Below are 26,107 nucleotides of genomic sequence, written 5' to 3' on the forward strand. Positions count from 1 at the left end.
CATGTCAGCCTCCTCGCTGCTAGACCCAGTGGGGAGGCACCCTCGTCTTGGTGCCGGGACGCATCTGTCTGTCAGCTCACTGATCGGCGCTCCCAGCCAGCCATCCGGTCGGCCTTGGCGCACAGCCCTGTCGACGATCACGGCGTCCCGGGTGACCGCCGGGCCCTGCAGAACTCATCGTGGACCTCAAGGGGTCGAGCGAGCAGGGCAGTGACCCGACGGCACCTGGGGTGCATCAGCGGCCCGTCCAGGACCGCCGACACGAGGAAGGTAGTCCAGTGAGCGACACCGTCCTGCTCCGTGACGCCGACGAGGTGCTGCTCGGCTTCACCACCGCGCTCCGCGCCGCCGGGGTCACGGTGACCCAGGACCGCACCCGCACCTACCTCGACGCCGTCGCCCTCGTCGGCATCGCCGACCGCGACGCCACCCGCGCCGCCGGCCGGGCCACGCTGTGCGCGACCCGCGAGGACGTCGAGCGGCACGACCGGGTCTTCGACGCGTGGTTCCACCGCGACAACACGCAGCCGACGCTGCAGCCGCGGGCAGCGCAGGCCCGGCCCGGGGCCGGGTTGCTGCCCGACGACCTCGGCGAGGGTGCCGGCGCCGCCGACGACGACCCGCTGCGCGCGGCGGCCAGCGCCGCGGAGGTGCTGCGCCACCGCGACGTCGCGACGCTCGACCCGGCGGAGCAGGCGCTGCTCGCGTCGATGTTCTCCTCCTTGCCGGTCCGCCTGCCGGCGCGACCGACCCCTCGTCGTACCCCGCACCGCAGGGGTGACGTCGACGCCTCCCGCACGCTGCGGGCCAGCCTGCGCCGGATGGGGGAGCCGGCGCGGATCCACCACCGCCGTCGCGCCCGCCGGACCCGGCGGGTGGTGCTGCTGGTCGACGTGTCCGGCTCGATGAGCGGGTACGCCGACGCGCTGCTGCGCCTCGCGCACCGGGTCACCGCCGCGGGGCGGGCCGGCGACGTCGAGACCTTCACGCTCGGCACCCGGCTCACCCGGATCACCCGCCCGCTCGGGCTGCGCGACCCCGACCGCGCGCTCGCCGCAGCAGGCGACGTCGTCCCGGACTGGTCGGGTGGCACCCGGCTCGGCGAGACGCTGCAGGCGTTCCTCGACCGGCACGGGCAGCGCGGGATGGCGCGCGGTGCGGCGGTCGTCGTGCTCAGCGACGGCTGGGAGCGCGGCGGGGTCGAGCTGCTCGGCGAGCAGGCCGCCCGCCTGCACCGCCTCGCCCACACCGTCGTGTGGGTCAACCCGCACCGCGGCAAGGAGGGCTACGCCCCGGTGCAGCAGGGCATCGTCGCCGTCCTGCCGCACGTCGACCACTTCCTCGCCGGCCATTCGCTGGCGACGTTCGCCGAGCTCACGGAGGTGCTGGCCGGTGCGTGAGGTCCTGCCACAGCTGCTCGCCTGGTGGGAGGCGGGCGAGACCGTCGGCATGGGGACGGTCGTCGCGACGTTCCGCTCCGCCCCGCGCCCGCCCGGCGCGTCGATGCTGGTCGGCCCGGACGCCTCGGCGGTCGGCTCGGTCTCCGGCGGCTGCGTCGAGGGCGCCGTCTACGAGCTCGCCCAGGAGGTCGCGTCCTCCGGCACGCCCGTGCTGCAGCGCTACGGCGTCTCCGACGACGACGCGTTCGCCGTCGGCCTGACCTGCGGCGGCATCCTCGACGTGTTCGTCGAGAAGGTGGACCGCGAGACCTTCCCCGACCTCGGTGAGATCGCCGCCGACATCGAGGCCGGCCGCCCCGTCGCCGTCGCCACCGTCGTCGAGCACCCCGACCCGTCGTACGTCGGCCGCCGCACGACCATCCGCCCCGAGCCGGTCGTCCACGGCGACGAGCACCGCGACACGCCGCCGGACGGTGCTCCTCGTCAGGGACCGTCCCTCGGCAGCGCCCGGATCGACGACGCGGTGCGGGACGACGCGCTGGGGCTGCTGGCGGCCGGGCACAGCGGGACGCTGTCCTACGGGCCGGACGGCGAGCGTCGCGGCGAGGGGATGCGCGTGTTCGTGTGGGCGTTCGCGCCGCCACCGCGGATGCTGGTCTTCGGTGCGATCGACTTCGCGGCCGCCGTGGCGCGGGTCGGCGGCTTCCTGGGCTACCGGGTGACGGTGTGCGACGCGCGGCCGGTGTTCGCGACGACCAGCCGCTTCCCCGGCGCCGACGAGGTCGTCGTCGACTGGCCGCACCGCTACCTGGCCGCCGAGCAGGAGGCCGGCCGCATCGACGGGCGCACGGTGATCACGGTGCTCACGCACGACCCCAAGTTCGACGTCCCCCTGCTGGAGGTGGCGCTGCGCCTGCCGGAGGTGGGGTACGTCGGCGCGATGGGCTCGCGGCGCACCCACGACGACCGGCTCGAGCGGCTGCGCGAGGCCGGCCTGGGCGAGGACGAGCTGGCCCGCCTGCACAGCCCGATCGGGCTCGACCTCGGCGCCCGCACGCCGGAGGAGACGGCGATCAGCATCGCCGCGGAGGTCGTCGCCGGCCGGTGGGGCGGCAGCGGCAAGCCGCTCGCGGTCAGGGAGGGGCGCATCCACGGCTGAGGGCCGCCCGGGCACCCGGCTCCCGGCTACCTCCGAAGGGAGTGATTGCCGTCACACGCCGGGGGTAGGGTGCGCCCATGGACGAGCTCCTCGAACGGCGGAGGGCGGCGCTCTCTGCCTGGACCACTTTCGTCGAGCTGGGCGACGGGGCCGCGCCGCTGGTCCGCCCCGAGATCCGCGACAGCTGGGAGCGCTCGCGCCCGGCCGTGCCGAAGGACGTCGGCGAGGCCCCGCTGGCGGACGAGTCCGAGACCCGCTCCTTCTGGGAGGGCTCCCCGCTGCAGGTCGGCGTCGCCCGTGTCGAGGAGGAGCTGCGTCGCACGGCCGAGGACGGCGACCTGGTGCTAGCGGTGACCGACCCGGACACCCGCGTGCTGTGGACGTACGGCGGCCGGGTGATGCGCCGCCGCGCGGAGAGCGTGAACTTCGTGGCCGGCGGCCGCTGGGACGACCAGTCCGTCGGCACGAACGCGCTCGACCTCGCCAACCGGCTCGAGCGGCCCTCGATGGTGTTCAGCGCCGAGCACTACGCGCCGATGGTGCACAACTGGGTGTGCTGGGCGGCGCCGCTGCACGACCCCGTCACCGGCGCCAAGCTCGGCGTCCTCGACATCTCCACGACCTGGGACCGCACCCACCCGATCGGCCTCGCGACCGCCCGCGTGCTCGCCCGCCTCGTCGAGCAGGCGATGCCGCGCTCGAACCACTACCTCGACCCCGCCGCCCGCGCCGCGGCCGCCGACGACGTCGCCGAGCCCGGCCTCGTGCTGCGCCTGCTCGGCAAGGCCGAGGCCACCGTCGACGGCCAGCGCCTGCTGCTCAACCGCCGCCAGACCGAGATCCTCGCCCTGCTCGCGCTGCACCCCGACGGCCTCTCGCTCGACCAGCTCCACGCGATGCTCTACGGCGACCACGCCGTCACCCTCTCCACGCTCAAGGCCGAGGTCTCGCACCTGCGCCACGCGCTCGCCGGCCAGCTCGCCTCGCGGCCCTACCGGCTGCTGATGCCGATCACCACGGACGTCGACCACGTGCTCGGCCTGCTCCGTCGTGGCGAGGTGGCCGCAGCCGTCGCGGCCTACGGCGGCGACCTGCTGCCCGGCACCGAGAGCCCGGCCCTGGTCGAGATGGGGGAGTACGTCGCCGTCGCCGTCCGCGAGGCGCTGCTGGCCGACCCGCAGCCCGATGCCGTCCTCGACTACGCCGAGCTGGCGCCGTACGACACCGCGGTGCTGGAGGCCTGCCTCGCCCACCTCGAGCGGTCCGGACGCGTGGACCACCCCTCCATCCCGCTGCTCAAGGCGCGCCTGGCCGTCGCCGACGCGTAGCCGACGCGCAGCCGACGGAGCGACCCGCAGGCCGCGCCCTCGCGCCCGGCGCCCGCCGCAACCTTCGGCCAACCTTGGCTCCCTAGCGTGAGTCGCGTCACAGGTCCCTCGCGCTCAAGGGAGAGTCATGGCCCGGATCAACCTCACCGTCGACGGCCAGAAGGTCGCCGACGACGTCGAACCCCGCATGCTCCTCGTGCACTACCTCCGCGAGAAGCTCGGCAAGACCGGCACGGTCGTCGGTTGCGACACCAGCAACTGCGGTGCGTGCACGGTCCACCTCAACGGCAGGAGCGTGAAGTCCTGCAACGTGCTGGCCGTCCAGGCGGACGGCGGCGAGGTCACCACGATCGAGGGGCTGGCCGGCGAGGACGGCCAGCTGCACAAGGTCCAGGAGGCCTTCCGCGAGTGCCACGGCCTGCAGTGCGGCTTCTGCACGCCCGGGATGATCATGCAGACCGTCGACCTGCTCAACGAGAACCCCAGCCCCTCCGAGGAGGCGATCCGGCTCGGCCTCGAGGGCAACCTCTGCCGGTGCACCGGCTACCACAACATCGTCCGCGCCGTGCAGCACGCCGCCGGCACGGCCACGGGTACGACGGAGGGGGCATCGGCATGACCGCGACCCAGGAGCCCACGACCGGGCAGGAGATCGGCCGCGACCGGCGACGCAAGGAGGACCAGCGCCTCATCACCGGCCGGACGCGGTGGACCGACAACATCACGCTGCCGGGGATGCTGCACCTGGCGATGGTGCGCAGCCCGTTCCCGCACGCGCGGATCACCGGCATCAACATCGAGGCCGCCAGGCAGGCGACCAACGTCGTCGCGGTCTACACCGGTGCCGACCTCGGCGAGGCGCAGGGCGCGTGCATCAACGCGTGGCCGGTCACCACCGACCAGGTCACCCCGCCGCACGTGCCGATGCCGACCGACCGGGTCGCGTTCGCCGGGGAGACTGTCGCCGTCGTCGTCGCCCGCAGCGCGGCTGAGGCCCGTGACGCGGCCGAGCTGGTCGAGGTCGACTACGAGGAGCTGCCCGCCGCGCTGGACCTCAAGGAGGCGGCCGCGGCCCACGAGACCGGGGGCGCGCTCGCGCACCCCGACCTCGGCACCAACGTCACCGCGGTGTGGAAGTTCGACTCCGCCGAGGCCGGCACCGGCGGCGACGTGGAGCAGGCGATCAGCGAGGCCCGCGCCAACGGCATCGTCATCGAGCGGGAGTACCGCCAGCAGCGGCTGATCCCCGCGTTCATGGAGCCGCGCAGCGTCGTGGTGGACCCGACCGGCGAGCAGATCACCATCTGGTCGGCCACCCAGATCCCGCACATCCTGCGCTTCGCCCTCGCCGCCACCACCGGCGTGCCCGAGTCGAAGATCCGGGTGATCGCGCCCGACGTCGGCGGCGGCTTCGGCGGCAAGCTCCAGCAGACGCCGGAGGAGATGATCGCGTTCGCGGTCGCGCGCAGGCTCGGCAAGCCGGTGAAGTTCACCGAGACCCGCAGCGAGTCCCTGCTCACCGCGCACCACGGCCGCGACCAGTGGCAGCGGCTCACCCTCGCAGCGACGAAGGAGGGCAAGGTCACCGGCCTCAAGGTCGACCTGCTCGCCGACCTCGGCGCCTACGTCGCCATCGTCGGCGGCGGAGTCCCGGTGCTCGGCGCGTTCATGTTCAACGCGATCTACAAGTTCCCCGCCTACCAGTTCCAGACCACGAACGTGCTGACCAACAAGACCTGGACCGACGCCTACCGCGGCGCCGGCCGGCCCGAGGCGACGTACGCGATCGAGCGGCTGATGGACGAGCTCGCCGCCGAGCTCGGCAAGGACCCCCTCGAGGTCCGCGAGATGAACTGGATCAAGCACGAGGAGTTCCCGTTCACCACGGTCGCCGGGCTCGAGTACGACTCCGGCAACTACGAGGCCGCCACCGCGCGGGCCAGAGAGATGTTCGGGTACGACGAGCTGCGGGCCGAGCAGGCCGAGCGCCGCGCGCGCGGGGACAAGGTCCAGCTCGGGATCGGCGTCTCGACCTTCACCGAGATGTGCGGCCTGGCCCCCTCGCGGGTGCTCGGCCAGCTCAACTACGGCGCAGGCGGCTGGGAGCACGCCGAGGTGCGGATGCTCCCCACCGGCAAGGTCGAGGTCGTCACCGGCGCCTCCGCCCACGGGCAGGGGCACGAGACGGCGTTCAGCCAGATCGTGGCCGACCGCCTCGGCGTACCGTTCGACGACGTCGAGATCCTGCACGGTGACACCCAGATCTCGCACAAGGGCCTCGACACCTACGGCTCGCGCAGCCTCGTCGTCGGCGGCGAGGCGCTGGTCCGGGCCGCCGACAAGGTCATCGAGAAGGCGAAGCCGATCGCGGCGCACCTGCTCGAGGCCTCCGCCGACGACCTCGAGTTCAACGGCGGCAGGTTCACCGTCCGCGGCACCGACCAGGGCATGGCGATCACGGAGATCGCGACCGCCGTGTTCGCCGCGCACAACCTGCCGGACGGGGTGGAGGCCTCGCTCGACTCCGAGGCGACCTACGACCCGGTGAACTTCAACTACCCCCACGGCACGCACCTGTGTGCGGCGGAGGTCGACACCGAGACCGGGCAGGTGAAGCTGCGCAAGTACGTCTGCTGCGACGACATCGGCGTGGTCATCAACCCGCTCATCGTGGCCGGCCAGGTCCACGGCGGGCTGGTGCAGGGCATCGCCCAGGCGCTGTGGGAGGAGGCGGTGTACGACGAGAACGGCACCCTGGTGACCGGCTCGTTCGTCGACTACCTGCTGCCCACCGCGGCCGACACGATCAGCTTCGAGATCGACCACACCACCTCGCCGTCGACCACCAACTCGCTCGGCACCAAGGGCGTCGGCGAGGCCGGGACCATCGCGTCCACGCCGGCGGTGGTGAACGCGATCGTCGACGCGCTGCGGCCGCTGGGCGTCAACGACGTGGCCATGCCGTGCACGCCCGAGCGGGTGTGGCGGGCGATCAACGAGGGCTCGGCCGGTGGCGAGACCACCGGTGCGGCCGCACCGCACTTCGATCCGTCGACGGGCATGTCAGGGACCGTCGACCGCGCGGAAGGAGACGTCCAGTGATTCCCGCAGCCTTCGAGTACGTCGCCCCGACCTCGGTCGAGGAGGCACTGGCCGCGCTCGCCGAGCACGGTGACGACGCCAAGGTCATCGCCGGCGGGCAGAGCCTGCTGCCGGTGCTCCGGATGCGCCTCAACGCCCCGGAGTGGGTGATTGACCTCGGCCGGATCGACAGCCTGCGCGGGGTGCGCGACGGTGGCGACCACCTCGTCATCGGCGCGATGACCACGCACCACGACGTCGGCCAGGACCCGCTGGTGCACGAGCACGCGCTGCTCGTCAGCAAGGCGATCACCCATCTCGCCGACGCGCAGGTGCGTCACCGCGGCACCTTCGGCGGGGCACTCGCGCACGCCGACCCGGCCGGGGACCTCGGCGCACCGGCCCGGGCGCTCGGTGCGACCTTCGTGGTGCAGGGGCCCGGCGGGACGCGGGAGGTGCCGGCCGACGACTTCTTCGTCGACCTGTTCGAGACCGCGATCTCCGACGACGAGATCCTCACCGAGGTCCGGGTGCCCAAGCACACGGGCTGGGGGGCGTCGTACGAGAAGTTCGTGCGGATCGCCCACCAGTGGCCGATCGTGGCGGTCGCCGCCGCGGTCCGGCTCGACGGTGACACCATCGCCGAGGCTCGGGTCGGGCTGACCAACATGGGGTCGACGCCGCTGCGCGCCGCCGCGGTGGAGCAGGCGCTGGTCGGTCAGCCGGCGACCGAGGAGGGCGTGGCCGCGGCCGCCGCCCTCGCGGCCGAGGGCACCAACCCGCCGAGCGACCTCAACGGCGACGCCGACTACCGGCGCCACCTCGCCACGGTGCTCACCCGGCGGGCCGTGCTGTCGGCGGCCGGCAGGAGCTGAGGACGCCGTGGACCTCACCCACGCCTTCACCGTCCCGACCGGGGTCGACGCGACCTGGGCGCACTTCCAGGACATCGGCGGACTCGCCGAGTGCTTCCCGGGCGCCCAGGTCACCTCGGTCGGCGAGGACGACGCCGGCAACCCGACCTTCGAGGGCACCTGCAAGGTGAAGCTCGGTCCGATCGCGCTCGTCTACGCCGGCTCCGGCGCCTTCGTCGAGCGCGACGAGGCCGGACGCCGCTTCGTCGTCGAGGCCAAGGGACGCGACAAGAGGGGCAACGGCACGGCGGGCGCCACGGTCACGGTGACCATGGCGCCCGCCGAGGCCGGCGCGACGCAGGTGGAGGTGCTGACCGACCTCGCGATCACGGGCAAGCCGGCGCAGTTCGGCCGGGGCGTGATGCAGGACGTCTCCGACAAGCTGCTCGGCCAGTTCGTCGCCTGCCTCGAGCAGCGGCTCGCAGGCGAGCAGCAGCCGGCGGCCGACGACGAGCCGGCGGCACCGGAGGCGACCGCGGCGCCCGGCGCACAGGCGGCCGGGGCGACCGGGGCGGCCCCGGCCGTGGACGCCGAGCCACCGACGGTGGCGACGTCCCAGGCGTCCGCGGAGCCGCCGCGCGCGACCCCGCGCCCGGCGCCCGACCCGGACGACGACGCGCTCGACCTCGGCTCGGCACTGCTGCCCGTGCTGCTGCGCAGCTACGGCAAGCAGGCCGCCGCCGCCGTGGGGGCGCTGCTCGTGCTGGCGGTGCTGCGGCGGCTGCTGCGCCGCTCGTAGCGCCTCGCGGGGGCGGAGGGCCGCCGTCCCGGGCCGCCTACCAGGTCTCGGGGCGCGTGTAGTCCTCGTCGCGGAACAGGTCCTGCTCCTCGGAGCGCTGCTCGCGGCCGAGCTCGTTGTTGCGCTCGAGCCGGTCCTGGCGCGGGTCGCCGCCCTGGTCCGGACGCTCGCCCTGCTGCTCCTCGGGCTCCTGCTCCTGGTCGCCGCCGCCCTGTTGCTGCTGCTGCTCCTCGACCTGCTGCAGCTTCTCCCGCAGCCGCTCGTCGACGTCCTCGGCGTCCTCGGTCTGCTCCTCGCCGCGCCCGGCGTCGGTCGGGCACCCGCCGGCGGCGAGCACGTCGATGCCCTCCTGGTAGGCGTCCGTCGCGCCGTCCAGGTCGCCCTCGCCCTGCCGGGCGTCGCCGATGGCCTCGTGGGCCAGCGACAGGTTGATCCGGACGGTGCACTCGTCGCGCTCAGGCACGTCCTCGAGCGCGGTCCCGTAGGCCGCGACCGCGTCGTCCAGCAGGCCGTCGGCGTGCAGCGAGGCGCCCTGGCCGAAGGGGGCGACCCACGGCTCGAACCAGTTGAGGTCGCGGGTCTCGAAGAACTCCGCCGCTGCGCCGTCGTAGTCGCCGCGGTCGAAGGCGTCGCGCCCGGCCGCGTTGTGCTGCAGCATCAGCACGACCTTGAGCAGGTAGGCGGCCACGACCAGCGCCGGCAGGGCGCCGGCGACGAGGAGCACCATGCGGCGCCGCGCGTTCGGGTTCGGCCGGCGGGTGCGCCTCATCACGGCACCTCCTTCAACGCGTCCTGCGAGCGCCACATCGCCCGCCAGCCGGAGCGCAGCTCGATCAGCACCAGGCCGAGCAGGAGCAGGCCGAACACCCAGGTCAGGTCGTGCGCGGCGGGCGGGCCGTCGCCGCGCTCGCCCTCGACGTACGACGCACCGAAGGAGTCGACCACCTCGTCGATCCCCGCCGTGCTGGTGCGGTGCCAGAAGCCGACCTCGAGCTCGTCGGCGATCGCGCGCAGGTTGTCGAGGTCGGCACGGGAGACCGCAGGGCCACCGCTCTCCGGGTCCTCGACGTAGCCCCCGTCGAGGTCCAGGTCGTCCGACGCCGGCATCCGCGCGCCGTCGGTCGTGCCGTAGCCGAGCACGGCGCCGCCGACGACCAGGTCGGCCACCGGCGCGAAGGTCTCCCCGGGGTCGGGGCTGGTGGTGTCCTCACCGTCGCCCACGTAGACCACGACCCGCCGCCGGTCCGGGCGCCGTTCCGCTGCGCGCTCGAGGACCTCGGCGACCTCGGCCGCAGGCCGGGTCGACGATGAGCCGTTGCCCTCGCGCGGGCGCTCGAGGTCGAGGGTCTCGACCGCGGACAGGTACGCCGACGCGTCGGTCGTGAACGGCAGCGTCAGCCGGCTCTCCGCACCGAAGATGACGATCCCGAAGCGCGCCCCCGGCACCTCCGAGGCCAGCGCCTCGAGGTCGGCGCGCACGCCCTCGACCCGGGGCCGGCTGCCGCCGTGGTCGAGCGCCGCCATCGACCGGGTGCGGTCGACGACGACGAGCAGGTCGACGTCGGCGAGCTGGGTCGGCACCTGCGCGGTCCCGAACCCCGGTCGCAGCAGCACCATCACGAAGGCGAGCACGATCGCGAGCCGTCGGCCGACGAGCAGGAGCGTGGCGGTGCGGGGGCTCATGACGCGTCCTCCCGCCGGGCGGCCAGCGCGAGCGCGCCCTGCACCGCCCAGACCACGCCGAGCCCGCCGACGCCGACCGCGGCGACCACGGTGCCCAGGCGCGGCCGGTCGAGGACCTGGACGATCGGCGGGCGCTCGATCTCCTTGGCCTCCAGCCGGCCGATCGCCTCGACGACGGTCGCGGCGCTGCCGTCCTGGCCGAGCAGCGAGAACGTGCCGCCGGTGCTGGTCACCGCGTCCCGGAACAGCCGTGCGGCACTCGGGCGGTCCGCGGTCATCGGGGCGGCGATGCCGTGCACCACAACGTCCTCGGAGCGGGCCAGCTCCGCGGCACCCTCGAGGTCGTAGATCCCCTCACCGATCGGCTCGTTGTCGGAGGCGAGCACGATGGCGCGGCTGCGCTCCTGGTCGCGGTTGTCGAAGCGCTGCACGCACGACGCCAGCCCGTCGCCGAGCTGCGACTGCACGGTCCAGTCGATCACGGTGCCGGCGGTGTAGCGGGCGTAGTCGTCGGAGTAGATGCCGCCGGACCCGAACGCCGACTCGGCCTCGGTGAGCTGCTCGAGGACGAACTCGTAGTCGTCGGTGAGCGGGAAGATCGTGATCGCCACGCCGCTCCAGATGGTCAGCCCCACCCGCTCGCCGCGCAGGCCGTCGACGATCGTGCGGAACTCGCGCAGCACCGCGGCGTCGACCTCCGCCATCGACCCGGAGGCGTCGAGGCACAAGATGATGTCGCGGGTCCGGTCCTCGCGCACCAGCGACTGCCGCTCCTGCACCCGTGCGCCGAGCACGATCGCCCCGGCGCAGGCGACCAGCGCGGCGACGGTCAGGCAGGTGCCGATCGCGACCTGGCGGCGCACCAGGGCCTGGTAGCGGGGCAGCGCCCGCAACCGCGCCGCGTGGGCGACGTACGACGCCCCCGTCGACGAGCGACGGTCCCGGGACCGGGCCCACCACGCCATCAGCACGAGCACAAGCAGCGCGAGCACGGGCACCAGCCACGGCCAGCGGAAGCCGGTCTCGCCGCCGTTCCAGGTCAGGTCCATGTCCACCCCGTCAGCCCCACGTGCTCACGAGGTCGCGGGACCGGCCGACCGCGTCCTCGAAGGTGGCGAGCGGGTCGGCCGGGTCGGGCGCGAACTCGGGCGGGTACATGAGCTCGATCGCCTCCACCAGCTCACGCGGTGCCCGGTCGCGGAAGTCGGCGAGGGCCATGGTGCGGGCGGGCAGCGTGGAGACGGCGGCGACGTAGGACCTGACGAGCTCGCTGAGCTGCTGGTGCCCCTCGCGCGGGCCCACGTCGCCGGACCGCACGCGGGCGGCGAGGTCGTCGATGAGGGCGAGGTGCTGCTGCTGGGCGTCGGGCACGTCGACGGCCCGGCGCGGCACCGTGGGCACCCGCGGCGGGCGGGTGACCCACCAGGACACGAGGTAGTAGGCGAGGACGAGGACGAGCAGCGCGATGCCGATCCACAACCACCGGTCGCTGTAGGCGACCGGGCCGGTGAACTCCTCGGGCATCCCCGGGACGTCAGCGGCGGCGGGCATGGCGCTGCCTCTCCAACAGGCGGAAGACGGCGGTGAGCGCGGACTCGGTGTCGTGGACCCGCTCGTGGACCACGCCGAGCTGCTCGAGGCGGCGGCGCAGCTGCTGCTCCTCCTCACGGACCAGGGTCGCCAGCTCGCGGCGCAGCCGCCGGTCGTGGCGCAGCCAGCCGGGCACCTCGGCCGCCGAGTCGACGTCGACCAGCCGGCGGTCGGCGACGGTCGGCTGGGTGGGGTCGAGGTCACCGATGGTCAGGAGCAGGACCTCGTGCTGGACCGTGAGCCGGCGCAGCAGGTCGGCGGTCTCGTCCGGCACGGTGGTCTCGTCGCAGACGACGACCAGGATCGTGCGGCGGCGCACGGTGCGCACGACGTAGCGCAGCAGCGCAGCGAGGTCGGTGTGCGCACCGTCGGGGCGGATGGCGTCGTGCACCGTGCCCAGCAGGCGCTCGAGGTGCAGCTCGCCGCCCTTCGGCGGTTCCGCGTGCCGGCCGGCCTCGTCGCCGTGCACGAGGCTGACCAGGTCGCCGTGCTGCACGGCGAGCAGGCCCATCACGCCGGCGACCAGGACGGCGAGCTCGCGCTTGGAGACCGCCGCGTCGTTCATCGCAGCCATGCTGCGGCCGGTCGAGACGCACAGCAGGACGGTGTGCTTGCGCTCGGCGACGTACCGCTTCACCAGGAGCTGTCGGCTGCGTGCCGACGCCTTCCAGTCAATGTCCTTCACGTCGTCGCCGCGGACGTACTCCCGCAGGTCGTTGAAGTCGATGCCCCGGCCGACGTGGAGCGCGGCGTACTCGCCCTCGAGCAGGCCCCGCACCTTGCGGTGCGCGTGGATCGAGAGGCGGGCCTTGATCCGGGGCAGGTGGGCGGGCACGGTCGCGGGCTCCGGTCAGGGCGTGGGGACGGCGCGGAAGACCGCGTCGATGACGGTCTCGGGGCGCACCCGGTCGGCGAGCGCCTCGAAGGAGAGGTGGATCCGGTGCCGCAGCACGCTGTGCCGCAGCTCGCGGACGTCCTCGGGGATCACGTAGTGGCGGCCCTGCACGACCGCCATCGCCCGGGCTGCCTGGAAGAAGGCGATCGAGCCGCGCGGGCTGGCGCCGATCTCGACGTAGCCGCCGAGCTCGGGCCCGAGCAGGGCGGTGACGTTGCGGGTGGCCCGGATCAGGGAGACGACGTAGCGGCGGATCGCGGGGTCGACGTACACCCGGCGGGTCAGGCCCTGCAGCTCGACGACCTCGGCGGGGGTGGCGACGGGCGCGACGTCGGTCATGTGCTGGCCCAGCGTGCCGTCGTCGATCCGCTCGAGGACCATCAGCTCGTCCTCCTCGCTGGGGTAGTCGACGATCTCCTTGAGCAGGAAGCGGTCCATCTGGGCGTGGGGGAGGACGTAGGTGCCCTCCTCCTCGATGGGGTTCTGCGTCGCGAGGACCAGGAACGGGTCCGGCAGCGGGTGGATGGTGCCGGCGATCGACGTCTGCCGCTCCTGCATCGCCTCGAGCAGCGCGGACTGGGTCTTCGCGCTGGCGCGGTTGATCTCGTCGAGGAGCACGAAGTTGGCGTGCACCGGGCCGAGCTGGGTCTCGAACTCGTGGCGGCGCGGGTCGTAGACCTGGGTGCCGATGATGTCGCTCGGCAGCAGGTCGGGGGTGCACTGGATGCGCGCGAAGCGGGCGCTGACCGCCTGCGCGAGCGTCGACGCGGCGAGCGTCTTGGCCAGGCCCGGGACGCTCTCCAGCAGGGCGTGGCCCTCGGCGAGCAGGGTGACCAGCAGGGCGGTGCGCACCCGGTGCTGGCCGACGACGCGGCTGGAGAAGGCCTCCGAGATGCGGCCGACGAGCTCGGCGGCGCGGGCCAGCTCTGCCTCGGTCAGCGGGACCGTCGAGTCGACGTGGGCGCGCCGCAACGTGCTGCCGCTCGGGTGGGTCGGCGACTCGAAGACGTCGGTCATGCCGCCCAACCTACCCAGCAGGTGTGCGGGATCACCTGCCAGATCGGGGGACCTGCGGGGCGCGCTCCAGCAGGCGGGTACGCAGCGCCTCGTCGCGGCGCAGCCGCTCCAGGTCGCGGCGCCGGCGCTCGGCGACCACGGCGACCAGCACCATCTCCGGCGGCGCACCCGGCGGCGGCGCCGGTGCGACGTGGGGAAGCACGTCGGCCAGCAGCGTGCGGGCGACCCGGTCGCGGGAGAGCGGGTCCAGCGTGCCGACCCGGTTGAGGAACTGGCGTACCGCCAGCGCGGTGCCGGTCGGCAGCGCGGCGAGGTCGGTCCGACGTGCCCACGCCGCGAGCGGTGGCGGCATCTCCGGGGGCGGCGGGAGCCGCAGCGGGACGCGGTCGCGCACGACGTAGGTGCCGGCGGCGTAGTCGCCCAGCCGCTTGCCGCGGCTGCTCAGCATGACCGCGAAGAACGCCGGGGCGCCGCTGAGGAAGTAGATCTCGACGACGCCGATCAGCGCGCGCACCAGCGCGTGGTGGAACGAGATCGCCCCGCCGTCGTCGCGCACCGTGCGCAGGCCGAGCGCCAGCTTGCCGATCGAGCGGCCTCGGGTCAGCGTCTCGACGGTCGTGGGCACGCCGAGCAGGGCGACGATGGTCGCCAGCACGACCGCCGCACCCACCGCGGCCTCGTCGCGGAGCTGGAGTGCGGTGACCACCAGGACGATGTAGAGCACGACGAACGACACGATCGTGACCAGCACGTCGATGACGCCGCTGGCCAGCCGCAGGCCCAGGGAGGCGGCGGGCAGGTCGAGCGCGACGCCCTCGCCGGTGACGAGGTCGTCGGCGGTGACGGTGGCGAAGTCGGGTGCGGACATCGGGCACAGCCTAGGAGACCCGCGGGTGGCGCCGGGTGGATGCCGGGTGGGCGCCGGTGGATGGTGCGGACCGCGTGGCCGGGGACCGTAGGCTGCACCCGTGCCGCGCATCGACCTCGACGCCTACGTCGCGGCCCACTCGCACTCGTGGGCCCGCCTGGAGCAGCTGGTGCGCCAGCGCCGGCGGAGCGGCGCGGAGGCCGACGAGCTCGTCGACCGCTACCAGCAGGTCGCGACCCACCTGTCCGTCGTACGCACCTCGGCGCCGGACGCCCAGCTGGTCGCCTACCTCTCGTCGTTGCTGGGCCGGGCCCGGATCGCGATGCTGGCCGCGCGGGTGCCCAGCTGGCGCGGGGTGCTGCACTTCTTCACCGACCGGTTCCCGGCCGCGCTCTACCGGCTGCGCTGGTGGTGGCTGGCGTGCCTGGCCGGCAACGTCGTCGTCACCGGCGTGATGATGGCCTGGCTGGTCGGCAACCCGTCGGTCGAGCAGAACCTCCTCGACCCGCAGCAGGTCGAGCAGCTGGTCAACAGCGACTTCGAGAGCTACTACAGCGAGAACGCCGCCGGCGCCTTCGCCACCCACGTGTGGCTCAACAACACCTGGGTGTCCGGGCTGTGCATCGCGCTCGGCATCCTCGGCCTGCCGGTGATCTGGCTCCTCTTCCAGAACATCGCGAACCTCGCCATCGTCGGCTCGCTGATGATCCGCCACGACCGCGGCGAGGTGTTCTGGGGCCTGATCATCCCGCACGGCCTGCTCGAGCTCACCTGCGTCTTCGTCGCCGGCGGCGTCGGCCTGCGCCTGTTCTGGTCGTGGGTCGAGCCCCGCGACCTCAGCCGCGCCGCCTCGCTGGCCCGCGAGGGCCGCACCGCGGTCACCGTGGCCCTCGGCCTCGGCGTGGTGCTCGCGATCAGCGGGGTGATCGAGGCCTTCGTGACTCCCTCCCCGCTGCCGACCTGGGCCCGCATCGCGATCGGCATCCTCGCCGAGGTCGTCTTCCTCGCCTACGTCTTCGTCGTCGGCCGCGCCGCGGTGGCGCGCGGAGCGACCGGGGACCTGGGGGCCGAGCTGCTCGAGGACCGGGTCGCCACCCAGGGCTGAGCTTCCTGCCCCTTTCCTGCTGGTTCCTGGCCGTTGCAACGGTCGGGAAGTGCAGGAATCACCGCCTGGGTGGTGATTCTCGGGACGGGTGAGGCTGGTGGGGTCCATGCTGCAGGACGCGGCCGGGCGGCGTACCTGGTGGCCGCTTCTGGGACTTGTTGGCTGCTGCAGGAGTCAACAAGTCCGGGAATCGCCGCCGGAGCGGTGATTCCTGTGACGGCTGGTGCTCCCGCGCCCTACAGCAACCCCTGCGCCTTCAGGTGCAGGTAGTGGTCGGCCAGCGCCGGGGGGAGCTGGGCGGCGTCGGCGTCGACGACGTCCACCCCGAGGCGGGCGAGCACCTCCTCCATCCGGGCCCGCCGCTCGAGCTCGTGCTCGGCGGCGGCGGCGTCGTAGACGGCGTCGGCGGTCGGCCGGTCGGTGGCCGAGACGTCGGCGAGGTGGCCGAGCTCGGGGTCGCGGACCGAGGCGAGGACGACGCGGTGGTGGCGGGTCAGGGCCGGCAGGACCGGGAGGAGGCCGTCGGCGATGGCGGACGGCTCGAGCGCGGTGAGCAGGACGACGAGGGCGCGCTGGCGGCCGAACTCCTGGACGCCGCCGGCCAGTGCGTCCCAGTCGGCCTCGACGAGCGTGGGCTCGAGGTCGGCCATCTGCTCCTGCAGGCGGGCGGCGACGTCGCGGACGCCGTGGACGCGCTGCCGGGCGCGGACGCGGCGGTCGCCGGCCAGGAAGTCGATCCGGTCGCCAGCACGCGAGGCGAGGGCGCCGAGGAGGAGGGCGGCGTCCATCGCGGCGTCGAGGCGCGGCATGCCGTCGGCGACGTCCTCGTCGACGGAGCGGGCGACGCGGCCGGCGGAGGTGCGGGAGGTGTCGAGGACGATCACCACCCGCCGGTCCCGCTCGGGCTGCCAGGTGCGCACGACCACGTGCGGGGCGCGGGCGGAGGCGCGCCAGTCGATGGAGCGGACGTCGTCACCGCGGACGTACTCCCGCAGCGAGTCGAACTCCGTGCCCTGCCCCCGCACGCGTACGGCGGCGCGCCCGTCGAGGTCGCGCAGCCGCGCCAGCCGGGACGGCAGGTGCTTGCGGGACTCGAAGGGCGGCAGCGCCCGCACGGTGCCGGGGACGTCGTAGGTCCGCTGCCGGGCGGCGAGGCCGAGCGGTCCCCAGGTCCGCACCGTCACCCCGGCGGCGTGCAGGTCGCCGCGGCGGCGGGGGAGGAGCGGGGTGGTGAGCCGGCGCGACTCACCGGCGCGCAGGTGGAAGCGGTGCCGGTTGTCGGTGGCGCCGGCCGACGGCTGCCAGGCGTCACGCACCTGGACCCGGCCGCTGCGGGTGGCGGCGACCCGCAGCCCGGCGGTCGCGGGGTCGCCGAGGCGGACCGTGCCCGGCTGGCGGCGGGTGAGCGTGACCGACGCCGGCGCCGGTGCGACGGCGAGGTCGATGCCGACGAGCAGCAGCACCCCGAGCAGCCACAGCCACACGGTGCTGCCCTCGGGGCGCAGCACGACCGCCACCAGCCCCAGCAGGAGCAGCAGCGGCACGCGCCCGGAGATCGCCATGTCGACCCCGGTGGCTCAGCGCGGGACGGGCACGGAGGCGATGGCCGAGGCCAGCACCTGCGCGACGTCGACACCCTCGAGCTCGGCCTCGGGCCGCAGCCCGAGCCGGTGGACGAGGGTGGCCTGGGCGAGCGCCTTGACGTCGTCGGGCGTCACGAAGTCGCGGCCCGAGAGCCACGCCCACGCGCGGGCGGCGCGCAGCAGCGCGGTCGCACCACGCGGGCTGACGCCCAGCGACAGGCTCGGCGACTGCCGGGTGGCGCGCGCGACGTCGACGATGTACGCCGCCACCTCGGGCGAGACCTGCACGGTGCGCACGGCTGCCTGGGCGGCCTCGATGTCCTCACCGCTGGCGACCGCGGTGACCCCGGCGCCCGCCACGTCGCGCGGGTCGAAGCCGGAGGCGTGGCGGGTCAGGATGGTGACCTCGTCGTCGCGCGGCGGCACCGGCAGCACCACCTTGAGCAGGAAGCGGTCCAGCTGGGCCTCGGGCAGCGGGTAGGTGCCCTCGAACTCGACCGGGTTCTGCGTGGCGGCGACGAGGAACGGCCGGGGGAGCTGGCGGGTGACGCCGTCGGCGGACACCTGGCCCTCCTCCATCGCCTCCAGCAGCGCCGACTGCGTCTTCGGGGGCGTCCGGTTGATCTCGTCGGCGAGCAGCAGGTTCGTGAAGATCGGGCCCTCGCGGAACGACAGCTCGCCGGCGTTCTTCGAGTCGATCACCAGCGAGCCGGTGATGTCGCCCGGCATCAGGTCGGGCGTGAACTGCACGCGCCGGGTCTGCACCGACAGGCTGGCGGCGAGGGTGCGCACGAGCAGCGTCTTCGCCGTGCCAGGCACGCCCTCCATCAGCACGTGGCCGCCGCACAGCAGCGCGACGAGCAGGCCGGACACCGCGGCGTCCTGGCCGACGACGGCCTTCGCGACCTCCTGCCGCACGGCGAGCAGCCGCTCGCGCAGCGCCGCGTCCCCGGCGCCGCCGGAGCCGGGGACGCCGGACCCGCCGGACCAGCCGGACCCTCCGACGCCGCTCGGGCCACCGGGGCCCCCGGCCTCGCCGGGACCGCCCGTGCCGTACGGCGGTGGCGGGGGCGGGGTGTGCTTCGTCAGATCGGTCATCCTCGTCGTACCTCTTTCCTGAGACGGGCGAGCTCCTGGGCGAGCGCGACCAGGTCCTGGTCGCTCGCGGGGACGTGGCCGTGGTCGTCGAGCAGGGCGGCGACCTGCTCGAGGGGTGCGCCGGTGTGGCGGGCGGTCGCCTCGACGACCTCGCCGGTGCCGGCCCGACGGTCCAGGCCGAGGCGGGCGGCGACGTCGGTGCGCGCGGCCCGGCGCAGGACGCCGGCGGCGTGCCGGCGGTCGCCGCTGCGGCGGTACATCCGGCCCCGGCTCCGTGCGGTCTCCACCGCCCGCACCACGACCGGCAGGGGCTCGCGCGAGAGCGGCCCGAGCCGGCGCACCCGCCACAGCAGCAGGCCGAGCAGGGCGAGCGCGGTCAGCCACAGCCCGGGCACCACCCAGCGGGGCAGCAGGGAGCCGAGGGAGACCACCTCGTCCGCGCCGGCGTCGGTCGGGTCCGGGACGTACCAGACGAGGCGGTTGCTGCCGCCGGCCACGCGCAGCGCGAGCGCGGCGTTGTCGGCGCGCAGCACCTGGTCGTTGGTGAGCGCCTGGCCCGCGCCCAGGAGCACGAGGTCGTGGGCGCGTGACTCGGCCACGACCACGCCGCCGCTGGTCGGGAAGCACCGGGCGCCGTCGAGCGCGTCGCCGCCGGTGAAGACGGTGAGCTGGTCGACCTCGATGGTCAGGTCGGACAGGTCGGTGCCGGCCGGGGCGGACCCGGCCTCGCACGCGGCCTCGACCTCGTCGGGGTAGACGGTGGTGGCGCGCAGGTCCTCGTCGATCTCCCGGACCAGGGAGTACGACGGCTCGACCAGCACGAGGCGGGCCGGCTCCGCGTGCCGGCGGAGCCGGTCGAGGGTGCGCGGTGAGAGCGCGGCGGTGGCGGTGACCAGCACCGTGGTGTCCTCGCCGACCGTGGTGTCCTCCAGCGCGTCGGCCGAGCGGACGACGGTGACCGCGACGCCCTGGTCGTCGAGCACCTCGGCGAGCGCCTGGGCGCCGTCGGGTCCGGGGTTGCGCGGGTCGAGCGGGGTCGGGTACTCGGTGCTGCCGCGGGTGGACCACACGGCGACCAGGAGCGCGGCGACGAGCGCGAGCGCGACCAGCACCGTGGTCCGTCGGGGGCGGGTGAGGGTCACCGGCGGACCGCCCGTCCCGCGAGCGCGTCGTCGAGGTCGAGCAGCTCGCGGGCCTGGCCGGGGGTGGCCTCCCGCTCGCCGTACAGGGTCTGGTCGAAGAGGTCCGCCCCGTGGTGCACCGCGCCGGCGTGCGCGGGGAACTCCGCGGCGAGGGCGCGGGCGAGCTCGTGCGCGGTCGCCTGGGGGACGTCCTCGATGCGGTGCCGCTCGACCTGCCGGACCGCCAGGGCGCGGAAGGCGTCGACGAGGGCGGCCGAGGAGTCGCCGGCCGCGAGCGCCGCCTCCGCCCGTGCCCGCAGCTCCGCGGCGGTGATCACCTCGTCGGTCAGCGCCGCGGCCGGCCGCCGCCCGGCGCGCGCGGTGCGCCGGGCGCGGGACACGATGAGGATCACCGCGGCGACCAGCGCCATCGCGACGAGGATCGCGAGCAGCGCGGACAGCGGCCGCGAGCCGGAGACCCCCTCGATGGTCCGGCCGACGGTGCGCTCCAGCCAGTCCCGGAGGCGCTGGAGCAGGTCGGTGTCGTAGTACTTCGGGTCCGCCAGCTCGCGCCGCAGGCTCCGGCGCGCCTCGTCGCCGCTGGGGTCCAGCGGCGGCTCGAGGCTCCCGGCGAGGAGGGCGGCGAGCGGCGTCATGCGGAGATGATCCCCGCCTCCCGCAGCAGCTCGACGTCGAGCGCCTCCTTGCGGATGCGCAGGTCGAGGTACTGCATCGAGTTGACGCTGGCGAGGAAGGGAGCGCTGAACGCGTTCTGCACCACCATCGCGAGCGCCTGGGTCACCACGAGCAGCAGCAGGGCGTACTCCGGGACGACGAAGACGCCGAACTGGCCGATGAGGGAGAACGGGGTCGACAGGATGCTCCCGCCGATGGCGCCGATGAGGGCGGTCAGCAGCGCGAGGCCGAAGGTCCGCCAGAAGTGCCGGGTGGTCAGCCGCCATGCCCGGCCGATGGAGCCGAACACCCCGACCGGCTCGAGCATGAGCACCGGGACGGCGAGGTAGTAGGCCTTGATCCACAGCCAGCAGCAGAGTGCGATGAAGGCCGGCACGCTGAGCAGTCCCCACAGCACGACCAGCCCCGCGGGCAGGCCGGCCACCACCACGACGACCCACATCAGGACGTAGGCGGTGGTCAGGAGCAGGAAGGCGACGATCGACAGCGTGACGAGGCCGATCAGCCGCCAGCGCTTCCCGTGCGTCGCCGCCCAGGCCTCGGCCAGGCCCAGCCGGCGCCCGACCGCGGCGGCGCGGGTCACGTGCACCACCATCCCGGTGACCAGGGCGATGCCGACGAAGGACAGGAAGTAGGAGACGACCAGCGAGCCGTACGCCGCGACCAGCCCGACCGCCTCGCCGGTGGTCAGGTCGGCCTCCTCCGCAGTCAGGTCGACGGCGAGCCCGGCGGTGAGGGTGAGCACGGTCGTGATCACCACGGGCAGCAGCATGGCGACGGCGGTCACCAGCACCGCCGCGCCGACCGTCGCCCGTGGGTTGAACCGGATGATCCGGAAGGCGCCGTCGTAGAGGTCGCCGAGCCCGAGCGGGCGCAGCGGGAAGGCGCCCGGCTTGTGGGCGGCGCCCAACGCCAGGCCGGGCCGCGGGCCCGGCCCGGGGGCGGGGTACGTCGCCCACCCGGGCGGGGGAGCGTCGGCCGGCGGGGGAGCGCCCGGTGCCGGGAAGGCCGCCGTACCCGGGTAGCCCGGGTAGCCGGGGTGACCCGGGTGCCCCGGGAAGGCGGTCTGGGCGGGCTGGGACGCAGGCTGCTCCGGCGGCGGCGCACCCGGTGGCGGGAACGCGTGCGGGCCGTCGGTCATGGCTCTCCTCGGTCGCTGGGGGTGCGCCCATCCTTGCAGGCGGCAACAGCCTGGCCGGGGGACCTCCTTGTCGATTTGTTGGCCGCGCCGAACTCTGCCAAGATGTTCCGGTTGCTCCGACGGGGTTCGTCGGGGTGCGTGCCACACCTTGACTACTGAATCGTGTCTCCCTCGTGGAGCTGGAATCCGGTTTCCGGACACTCCCGCACCGCGGTGAGCGTGCGCGGTGGTCGACGTTGGTCGCACCGCGCCGAGACCCGAAGCAGCCGAGAACAACAGCTCCACTTCCCCCAGGACGGGAGACGTGCGCGTTCAACAGGCGCGACACGCCCGACCTCGGGGGTCGGGGGCTGGCCCACAGAACGAGCCGACATGGCACGGACGAGTAAGGACGAGAGAGACCTATGGCGGGACAGAAGATCCGCATCAGGCTCAAGGCCTATGACCACGAGGTGATCGACACCTCGGCGCGCAAGATCGTCGACACGGTCACCCGTACGGGTGCGAAGGTCGCGGGCCCGGTCCCGCTGCCGACCGAGAAGAACGTCTTCTGCGTCATCCGCTCGCCGCACAAGTACAAGGACTCGCGCGAGCACTTCGAGATGCGCACCCACAAGCGGCTCATCGACATCATCGACCCCACGCCGAAGACCGTCGACAGCCTGATGCGCCTCGACCTCCCGGCCGGTGTCGACATCGAGATCAAGCTCTGAGGTTTGCCGACATGACTATTGAGCGCAACGTGAAGGGGCTGCTGGGCACCAAGCTCGGCATGACCCAGCTGTGGGACGAGAACAACCGCGTCGTCCCGGTGACCGTCGTCGCCGCTGGCACCAACGTGGTCACCCAGGTTCGCCAGCCCGAGCCGGACGGCTACAACGCCATCCAGATCGGCTACGGCGAGATCGAGGGCCGCAAGGTCAACAAGCCGCAGGCGGGTCACTTCGCCAAGGCCGGCACGACCCCGCGTCGTCACCTCGTCGAGATCCGCACCGCGGACGCTGCCGAGTACACCGTTGGCCAGGAGCTGGCCGTCGACACGTTCGAGGCCGGCCAGGCCATCGACGTGACCGGCACCAGCAAGGGCAAGGGCTTCGCCGGTGTCATGAAGCGTCACGGCTTCGCCGGTGTGAGCGCCTCGCACGGTGCCCACCGCAACCACCGCAAGCCGGGCTCGATCGGCGCCTGCGCCACGCCGGGCCGCGTGTTCAAGGGCCTGCGCATGGCCGGCCGCATGGGTTCCGACACCGTCACCACCCAGAACGTCACCGTCCACGCCGTCGACGTCGAGAAGGGCCTGGTCCTCCTCAAGGGCGCCGTCCCCGGCCCCAAGGGCGGCCTCGTCGTCCTGCGCACGGCCGCGAAGAAGGGCTGATCGCCATGGCCAAGACCGTTTCCGTCGACCTCCCCTCGTCGATCTTCGACGTCGAGGTCAACGTCCCGCTGATCCACCAGGTCGTCGTCGCCCAGCAGGCGGCCGCCCGGCAGGGCACGCACGCCACCAAGACCCGCGGCGAGGTCCGCGGTGGCGGCAAGAAGCCCTACAAGCAGAAGGGCACCGGCCGCGCCCGCCAGGGCTCGACCCGTGCGCCGCAGTTCGCCGGCGGTGGCACCGTCCACGGCCCGCAGCCGCGTGACTACTCGCAGCGGACCCCGAAGAAGATGAAGGCCGCCGCCCTGCGCGGTGCCCTCACCGACCGGGCCCGCAACGAGCGCATCCACGTCGTCGAGGGCCTCGTGTCGGGCGACAAGCCGTCCACCAAGGCCGCGCTCGCGTCGCTCTTCGAGCTGTCCGACCGCCGCAAGTTCCTCGTGGTGCTCGAGCGGACCGACAGCCTCACCTGGCTGTCGCTGCGCAACGCTCCCGAGGTGCACATCGTGGCCGTCGACCAGCTCAACACCTACGACGTGCTCGCGAGCGACGACGTGGTGTTCAGCAAGGCCGCGTTCGACCTGTTCGTCGCCGGTGGCAACGCCCAGGAGGAGAGCAACTGATGAGCACCCTGCACAAGGACCACCGCGACGTCCTGATCGCGCCGGTCGTGTCCGAGAAGAGCTACGGCCTCCTCGACAACAACAAGTACACGTTCCTGGTGCGCCCCGACGCCAACAAGACCGAGATCAAGATCGCGGTCGAGAAGGTGTTCGGCGTCAAGGTCACCTCGGTCAACACCCTCAACCGTCCGGGCAAGGTCCGCCGCACCCGGCACGGCCTCGGCAAGCGCAAGGACACCAAGCGCGCCATCGTGAGCCTGGCCGAGGGTCACCGCATCGACATCTTCGGAGGTCAGGCCTGATGGCTATCCGCAAGTACAAGCCGACCACCCCGGGCCGTCGTGGCTCCTCGGTGGCCGACTTCGCCGAGATCACCCGGACCACCCCGGAGAAGTCCCTGACGCGTCCGCTGCCCAAGAAGGGCGGTCGCAACAACCAGGGCCGGATCACCACCCGGCACCAGGGCGGTGGCCACAAGCGTGCCTACCGCGTCATCGACTTCCGTCGCTACGACAAGGACGGCGTGCCGGCCAAGGTCGCGCACATCGAGTACGACCCGAACCGCACGGCGCGCATCGCGCTCCTGCACTACGCCGACGGCGAGAAGCGCTACATCGTCGCGCCGAAGGACCTCGTCCAGGGCATGCGGGTCGAGTCGGGTGTCAACGCTGACATCAAGCCGGGCAACAACCTGCCGCTGCGCAACATCCCGGTCGGTACCACCATCCACTGCGTCGAGCTCCGCCCCGGTGGCGGCGCCAAGCTGGCCCGCTCGGCCGGCAACAGCGCGCAGCTGGTCGCCCGTGAGGGTTCGCGCGCCACGCTGCGCCTGCCGTCGGGCGAGATGCGCTTCGTCGACGTGCGCTGCCGCGCCACCGTCGGCGAGGTCGGCAACGCCGAGCAGTCGAACATCAACTGGGGCAAGGCCGGCCGCATGCGCTGGAAGGGCAAGCGCCCGACCGTCCGCGGTGTCGTCATGAACCCGGTCGACCACCCGCACGGTGGTGGTGAGGGCAAGACCTCGGGTGGTCGTCACCCGGTCTCGCCGTGGGGCAAGCCCGAGGGCCGTACGCGCAAGCGCAAGGCCAGCGACTCCCAGATCATCCGACGCCGCAAGTCCGGCAAGAACAAGCGCTGATAGGAACCGTCAGAGATGCCTCGCAGCCTGAAGAAGGGCCCCTTCGTCGACGGCCACCTCCTCAAGAAGGTGGACGCCGAGAACGAGAAGGGCACCCACAACGTCATCAAGACCTGGTCGCGTCGGTCGATGATCATCCCCTCGATGATCGGCCACACCATCGCCGTCCACGACGGCCGCAAGCACGTCCCGGTCTTCATCTCCGACTCGATGGTCGGCCACAAGCTCGGTGAGTTCGCCCCCACGCGCACCTACCGCGGCCACGTCAAGGAAGACCGGAAGGGACGCCGTCGATGAGCACCACTGAGCGTCACCGCACCAGCGCGCGTCGCGAGTCGATCCTGGGCGACGAGCCCGGCGCCTTCGCGACCGCCCGCTTCGTGCGCATCACCCCGATGAAGGCGCGCCGCGTCGTCGACCTGGTCCGTGGCCTGCCCGCGGACGAGGCGCTGACCCTGCTGGAGTTCGCGCCCCAGTCGGCCGCCGAGACCGTCTACAAGGTCCTCAGCTCCGCCGTCGCGAACGCGACCACCACCGAGGGCCTCGCCTCCGGTGACCTGGTCGTCTCCGTCGCGCGGGTCGACGAGGGCCCGACGATGAAGCGCTGGCGTCCGCGTGCGCAGGGCCGGGCCACCCGGATCAACAAGCGCACCAGCCACATCACCATCGCGGTCCAGCCGGCCGACGTCGTCGCGAAGAAGGGCAAGAAGTAATGGGTCAGAAGATCAACCCGAACGGCTTCCGCCTCGGCATCTCGACCGACCACAAGTCGCGTTGGTACGCCGACAAGCTGTACAAGTCCTACGTCGGCGAGGACGTCGCCATCCGCAAGCTGCTCAGCAAGGGCATGGAGCGGGCCGGCATCGCCAAGGTCGAGATCGAGCGCACCCGTGACCGGGTCCGCGTCGACATCCACACCGCGCGTCCGGGCATCGTCATCGGTCGCCGTGGCGCCGAGGCCGACCGGATCCGTGGCGAGCTCGAGAAGCTCACGGGCAAGCAGGTCCAGCTGAACATCCTCGAGGTCAAGAACCCCGAGATCGACGCGCAGCTGGTCGCCCAGGGTGTCGCCGAGCAGCTCTCGGGCCGCGTGCAGTTCCGCCGCGCGATGCGCAAGGCCATGCAGACCTCGATGCGTTCCGGTGCCAAGGGCATCCGGATCCAGTGCTCCGGCCGCCTCAACGGCGCCGAGATGTCGCGCACCGAGTTCTACCGCGAGGGCCGCGTCCCGCTGCACACGCTGCGCGCCGACATCGACTACGGCTTCTACGAGGCCCGCACCACCTTCGGCCGCATCGGCGTGAAGGTGTGGATCTACAAGGGCGAGGTCGCCGGCACCCGTGCCGAGCGCCAGGCCCAGGCCGCTGCCCGCGCCGGCGTCCCCGGCCGCGGTGGCCGTCCCAACCGCGGTGGCGACCGTCCGACCCGCGGCTCGCGCGGCGACCGTCCCAACCGCTCGGACCGTGGTGGCGACGCCCCCGCCGTGACCGAGGCTCCGGCCGGCGGCGACACGGCGCAGGCCACCACCCCGGCAGAGACCCAGGAGGGCTGACGAC

The 26,107-nt window shown here is 73.4% G+C and carries 27 protein-coding genes and 1 pseudogene; 16 read left to right on the top strand and 12 right to left on the bottom strand.

Going from position 1 to position 26,107, the window contains the following annotated elements:
• Positions 1-278 precede the first annotated feature (278 nt).
• The 7 genes from NOCJ54_RS0116220 to NOCJ54_RS0116250 all read left to right on the top strand — a co-directional run bounded on the left by NOCJ54_RS0116220 (position 279) and on the right by NOCJ54_RS0116250 (position 8,621).
• Complete coding sequence (locus NOCJ54_RS0116220; protein ID WP_028656330.1) at positions 279-1,400, top strand: vWA domain-containing protein; 1,122 nt, start codon at positions 279-281, stop codon at positions 1,398-1,400.
• A complete protein-coding gene (locus tag NOCJ54_RS0116225; protein ID WP_028656331.1) occupies positions 1,393-2,559 on the top strand; it encodes an XdhC family protein in 1,167 nt (388 codons plus the stop codon). The genes NOCJ54_RS0116220 and NOCJ54_RS0116225 overlap by 8 nt, the downstream gene beginning before the upstream one ends.
• Positions 2,560-2,636: 77 nt before the next feature.
• Positions 2,637-3,887, top strand: coding sequence for a helix-turn-helix domain-containing protein (locus NOCJ54_RS0116230; protein ID WP_028656332.1), 1,251 nt, complete (start codon positions 2,637-2,639; stop codon positions 3,885-3,887).
• A gap of 127 nt (positions 3,888-4,014) precedes the next feature.
• On the top strand, positions 4,015-4,506 hold the full coding sequence (locus tag NOCJ54_RS26340; protein ID WP_036518339.1) for a (2Fe-2S)-binding protein: 492 nt from the start codon (positions 4,015-4,017) through the stop codon (positions 4,504-4,506).
• Positions 4,503-6,989 carry a xanthine dehydrogenase family protein molybdopterin-binding subunit gene (locus NOCJ54_RS0116240; RefSeq protein WP_028656333.1) on the top strand — a complete coding sequence of 829 codons (2,487 nt, stop codon included), beginning with the start codon at positions 4,503-4,505 and terminating at the stop codon, positions 6,987-6,989. Before NOCJ54_RS26340 ends, NOCJ54_RS0116240 begins: the two co-directional genes overlap by 4 nt.
• Positions 6,986-7,843 carry an FAD binding domain-containing protein gene (locus tag NOCJ54_RS0116245; RefSeq protein WP_028656334.1) on the top strand — a complete coding sequence of 286 codons (858 nt, stop codon included), beginning with the start codon at positions 6,986-6,988 and terminating at the stop codon, positions 7,841-7,843. The genes NOCJ54_RS0116240 and NOCJ54_RS0116245 overlap by 4 nt, the downstream gene beginning before the upstream one ends.
• Positions 7,844-7,850: 7 nt before the next feature.
• On the top strand, positions 7,851-8,621 hold the full coding sequence (locus NOCJ54_RS0116250; RefSeq protein WP_028656335.1) for an SRPBCC family protein: 771 nt from the start codon (positions 7,851-7,853) through the stop codon (positions 8,619-8,621).
• Between the two features lie 37 nt (positions 8,622-8,658).
• Here NOCJ54_RS0116250 and NOCJ54_RS0116255 read toward each other — a convergent pair whose 3' ends face one another.
• Genes NOCJ54_RS0116255 through NOCJ54_RS26360 form a run of 7 tightly spaced genes read right to left on the bottom strand, consistent with a single transcriptional unit; the run spans position 8,659 to position 14,674 of the window.
• Positions 8,659-9,390, bottom strand: coding sequence for a hypothetical protein (locus NOCJ54_RS0116255; RefSeq protein WP_028656336.1), 732 nt, complete (start codon positions 9,388-9,390; stop codon positions 8,659-8,661).
• The gene (locus NOCJ54_RS26345; RefSeq protein ID WP_051485955.1) at positions 9,390-10,304 is read right to left on the bottom strand and encodes a VWA domain-containing protein; all 915 of its coding nucleotides are present in this window, start codon (positions 10,302-10,304) and stop codon (positions 9,390-9,392) included. The genes NOCJ54_RS0116255 and NOCJ54_RS26345 overlap by 1 nt, the downstream gene beginning before the upstream one ends.
• Positions 10,301-11,353, bottom strand: coding sequence for a VWA domain-containing protein (locus tag NOCJ54_RS26350; RefSeq protein WP_157514937.1), 1,053 nt, complete (start codon positions 11,351-11,353; stop codon positions 10,301-10,303). Before NOCJ54_RS26350 ends, NOCJ54_RS26345 begins: the two co-directional genes overlap by 4 nt.
• A 10-nt stretch (positions 11,354-11,363) precedes the next feature.
• Positions 11,364-11,855, bottom strand: coding sequence for a hypothetical protein (locus tag NOCJ54_RS28450; protein ID WP_051485957.1), 492 nt, complete (start codon positions 11,853-11,855; stop codon positions 11,364-11,366).
• A complete protein-coding gene (locus tag NOCJ54_RS0116275; protein ID WP_028656337.1) occupies positions 11,839-12,729 on the bottom strand; it encodes a DUF58 domain-containing protein in 891 nt (296 codons plus the stop codon). Before NOCJ54_RS0116275 ends, NOCJ54_RS28450 begins: the two co-directional genes overlap by 17 nt.
• Before the next feature lie 15 nt (positions 12,730-12,744).
• Positions 12,745-13,806 carry an AAA family ATPase gene (locus NOCJ54_RS0116280; protein ID WP_084255333.1) on the bottom strand — a complete coding sequence of 354 codons (1,062 nt, stop codon included), beginning with the start codon at positions 13,804-13,806 and terminating at the stop codon, positions 12,745-12,747.
• A gap of 31 nt (positions 13,807-13,837) precedes the next feature.
• On the bottom strand, positions 13,838-14,674 hold the full coding sequence (locus tag NOCJ54_RS26360) for an RDD family protein (RefSeq protein ID WP_051485958.1): 837 nt from the start codon (positions 14,672-14,674) through the stop codon (positions 13,838-13,840).
• 100 nt (positions 14,675-14,774) lie between these two features.
• Between NOCJ54_RS26360 and NOCJ54_RS0116290 the strand changes: the two genes are divergently transcribed.
• Positions 14,775-15,779, top strand: a complete 1,005-nt coding sequence (locus NOCJ54_RS0116290) for a stage II sporulation protein M (protein WP_232221812.1) — start codon at positions 14,775-14,777, stop codon at positions 15,777-15,779.
• A gap of 236 nt (positions 15,780-16,015) precedes the next feature.
• On the opposite strand, the gene NOCJ54_RS0116295 is transcribed toward NOCJ54_RS0116290, so the two are convergent.
• Genes NOCJ54_RS0116295 through NOCJ54_RS29535 form a run of 5 tightly spaced genes read right to left on the bottom strand, consistent with a single transcriptional unit; the run spans position 16,016 to position 21,418 of the window.
• Positions 16,016-17,341, bottom strand: a complete 1,326-nt coding sequence (locus NOCJ54_RS0116295; protein WP_028656340.1) for a DUF58 domain-containing protein — start codon at positions 17,339-17,341, stop codon at positions 16,016-16,018.
• Between the two features lie 15 nt (positions 17,342-17,356).
• Entirely contained in the window at positions 17,357-18,460 is a 1,104-nt protein-coding gene (locus NOCJ54_RS26365; protein ID WP_084255335.1) for an AAA family ATPase, read from the bottom strand.
• Positions 18,457-19,602, bottom strand: a complete 1,146-nt coding sequence (locus tag NOCJ54_RS0116305) for a DUF4350 domain-containing protein (RefSeq protein ID WP_028656341.1) — start codon at positions 19,600-19,602, stop codon at positions 18,457-18,459. Before NOCJ54_RS0116305 ends, NOCJ54_RS26365 begins: the two co-directional genes overlap by 4 nt.
• Positions 19,599-20,237: a DUF4129 domain-containing protein gene (locus tag NOCJ54_RS28455; RefSeq protein ID WP_051485959.1), complete on the bottom strand. Its 639-nt coding sequence runs from the start codon at positions 20,235-20,237 to the stop codon at positions 19,599-19,601. Before NOCJ54_RS28455 ends, NOCJ54_RS0116305 begins: the two co-directional genes overlap by 4 nt.
• On the bottom strand, positions 20,234-21,418 hold the full coding sequence (locus NOCJ54_RS29535; protein WP_028656342.1) for a hypothetical protein: 1,185 nt from the start codon (positions 21,416-21,418) through the stop codon (positions 20,234-20,236). Before NOCJ54_RS29535 ends, NOCJ54_RS28455 begins: the two co-directional genes overlap by 4 nt.
• Positions 21,419-21,822: 404 nt before the next feature.
• Between NOCJ54_RS29535 and rpsJ the strand changes: the two genes are divergently transcribed.
• The 8 genes and pseudogenes from rpsJ (at position 21,823) to rpsC (ending at position 26,103) form a co-directional block, all read left to right on the top strand.
• On the top strand, positions 21,823-22,131 hold the full coding sequence (gene rpsJ, locus NOCJ54_RS0116320) for a 30S ribosomal protein S10 (protein WP_007078637.1): 309 nt from the start codon (positions 21,823-21,825) through the stop codon (positions 22,129-22,131).
• Between the two features lie 11 nt (positions 22,132-22,142).
• Positions 22,143-22,793 (top strand): 50S ribosomal protein L3, encoded by a 651-nt coding sequence (gene rplC, locus NOCJ54_RS0116325; protein ID WP_028656343.1) that lies wholly within the window; start codon positions 22,143-22,145, stop codon positions 22,791-22,793.
• Positions 22,794-22,798: 5 nt separating this feature from the next.
• A pseudogene (rplD, locus tag NOCJ54_RS0116330) lies at positions 22,799-23,407 on the top strand (50S ribosomal protein L4); the annotation flags it as partial.
• 5 nt (positions 23,408-23,412) lie between these two features.
• A complete protein-coding gene (gene rplW, locus NOCJ54_RS0116335) occupies positions 23,413-23,715 on the top strand; it encodes a 50S ribosomal protein L23 (RefSeq protein WP_028656345.1) in 303 nt (100 codons plus the stop codon).
• The gene (rplB, locus tag NOCJ54_RS0116340) at positions 23,715-24,551 is read left to right on the top strand and encodes a 50S ribosomal protein L2 (RefSeq protein ID WP_028656346.1); all 837 of its coding nucleotides are present in this window, start codon (positions 23,715-23,717) and stop codon (positions 24,549-24,551) included. Before rplW ends, rplB begins: the two co-directional genes overlap by 1 nt.
• Positions 24,552-24,566: 15 nt before the next feature.
• Positions 24,567-24,848, top strand: coding sequence for a 30S ribosomal protein S19 (gene rpsS, locus NOCJ54_RS0116345; protein ID WP_028656347.1), 282 nt, complete (start codon positions 24,567-24,569; stop codon positions 24,846-24,848).
• Entirely contained in the window at positions 24,845-25,264 is a 420-nt protein-coding gene (rplV, locus tag NOCJ54_RS0116350; RefSeq protein WP_051485960.1) for a 50S ribosomal protein L22, read from the top strand. The genes rpsS and rplV overlap by 4 nt, the downstream gene beginning before the upstream one ends.
• The gene (gene rpsC, locus NOCJ54_RS0116355) at positions 25,264-26,103 is read left to right on the top strand and encodes a 30S ribosomal protein S3 (RefSeq protein WP_028656349.1); all 840 of its coding nucleotides are present in this window, start codon (positions 25,264-25,266) and stop codon (positions 26,101-26,103) included. Before rplV ends, rpsC begins: the two co-directional genes overlap by 1 nt.
• Positions 26,104-26,107: the final 4 nt, after the last annotated feature.

The organism is Nocardioides sp. J54, from assembly GCF_000519005.1.
Taxonomy (GTDB): Bacteria; Actinomycetota; Actinomycetes; order Propionibacteriales; family Nocardioidaceae; genus Nocardioides.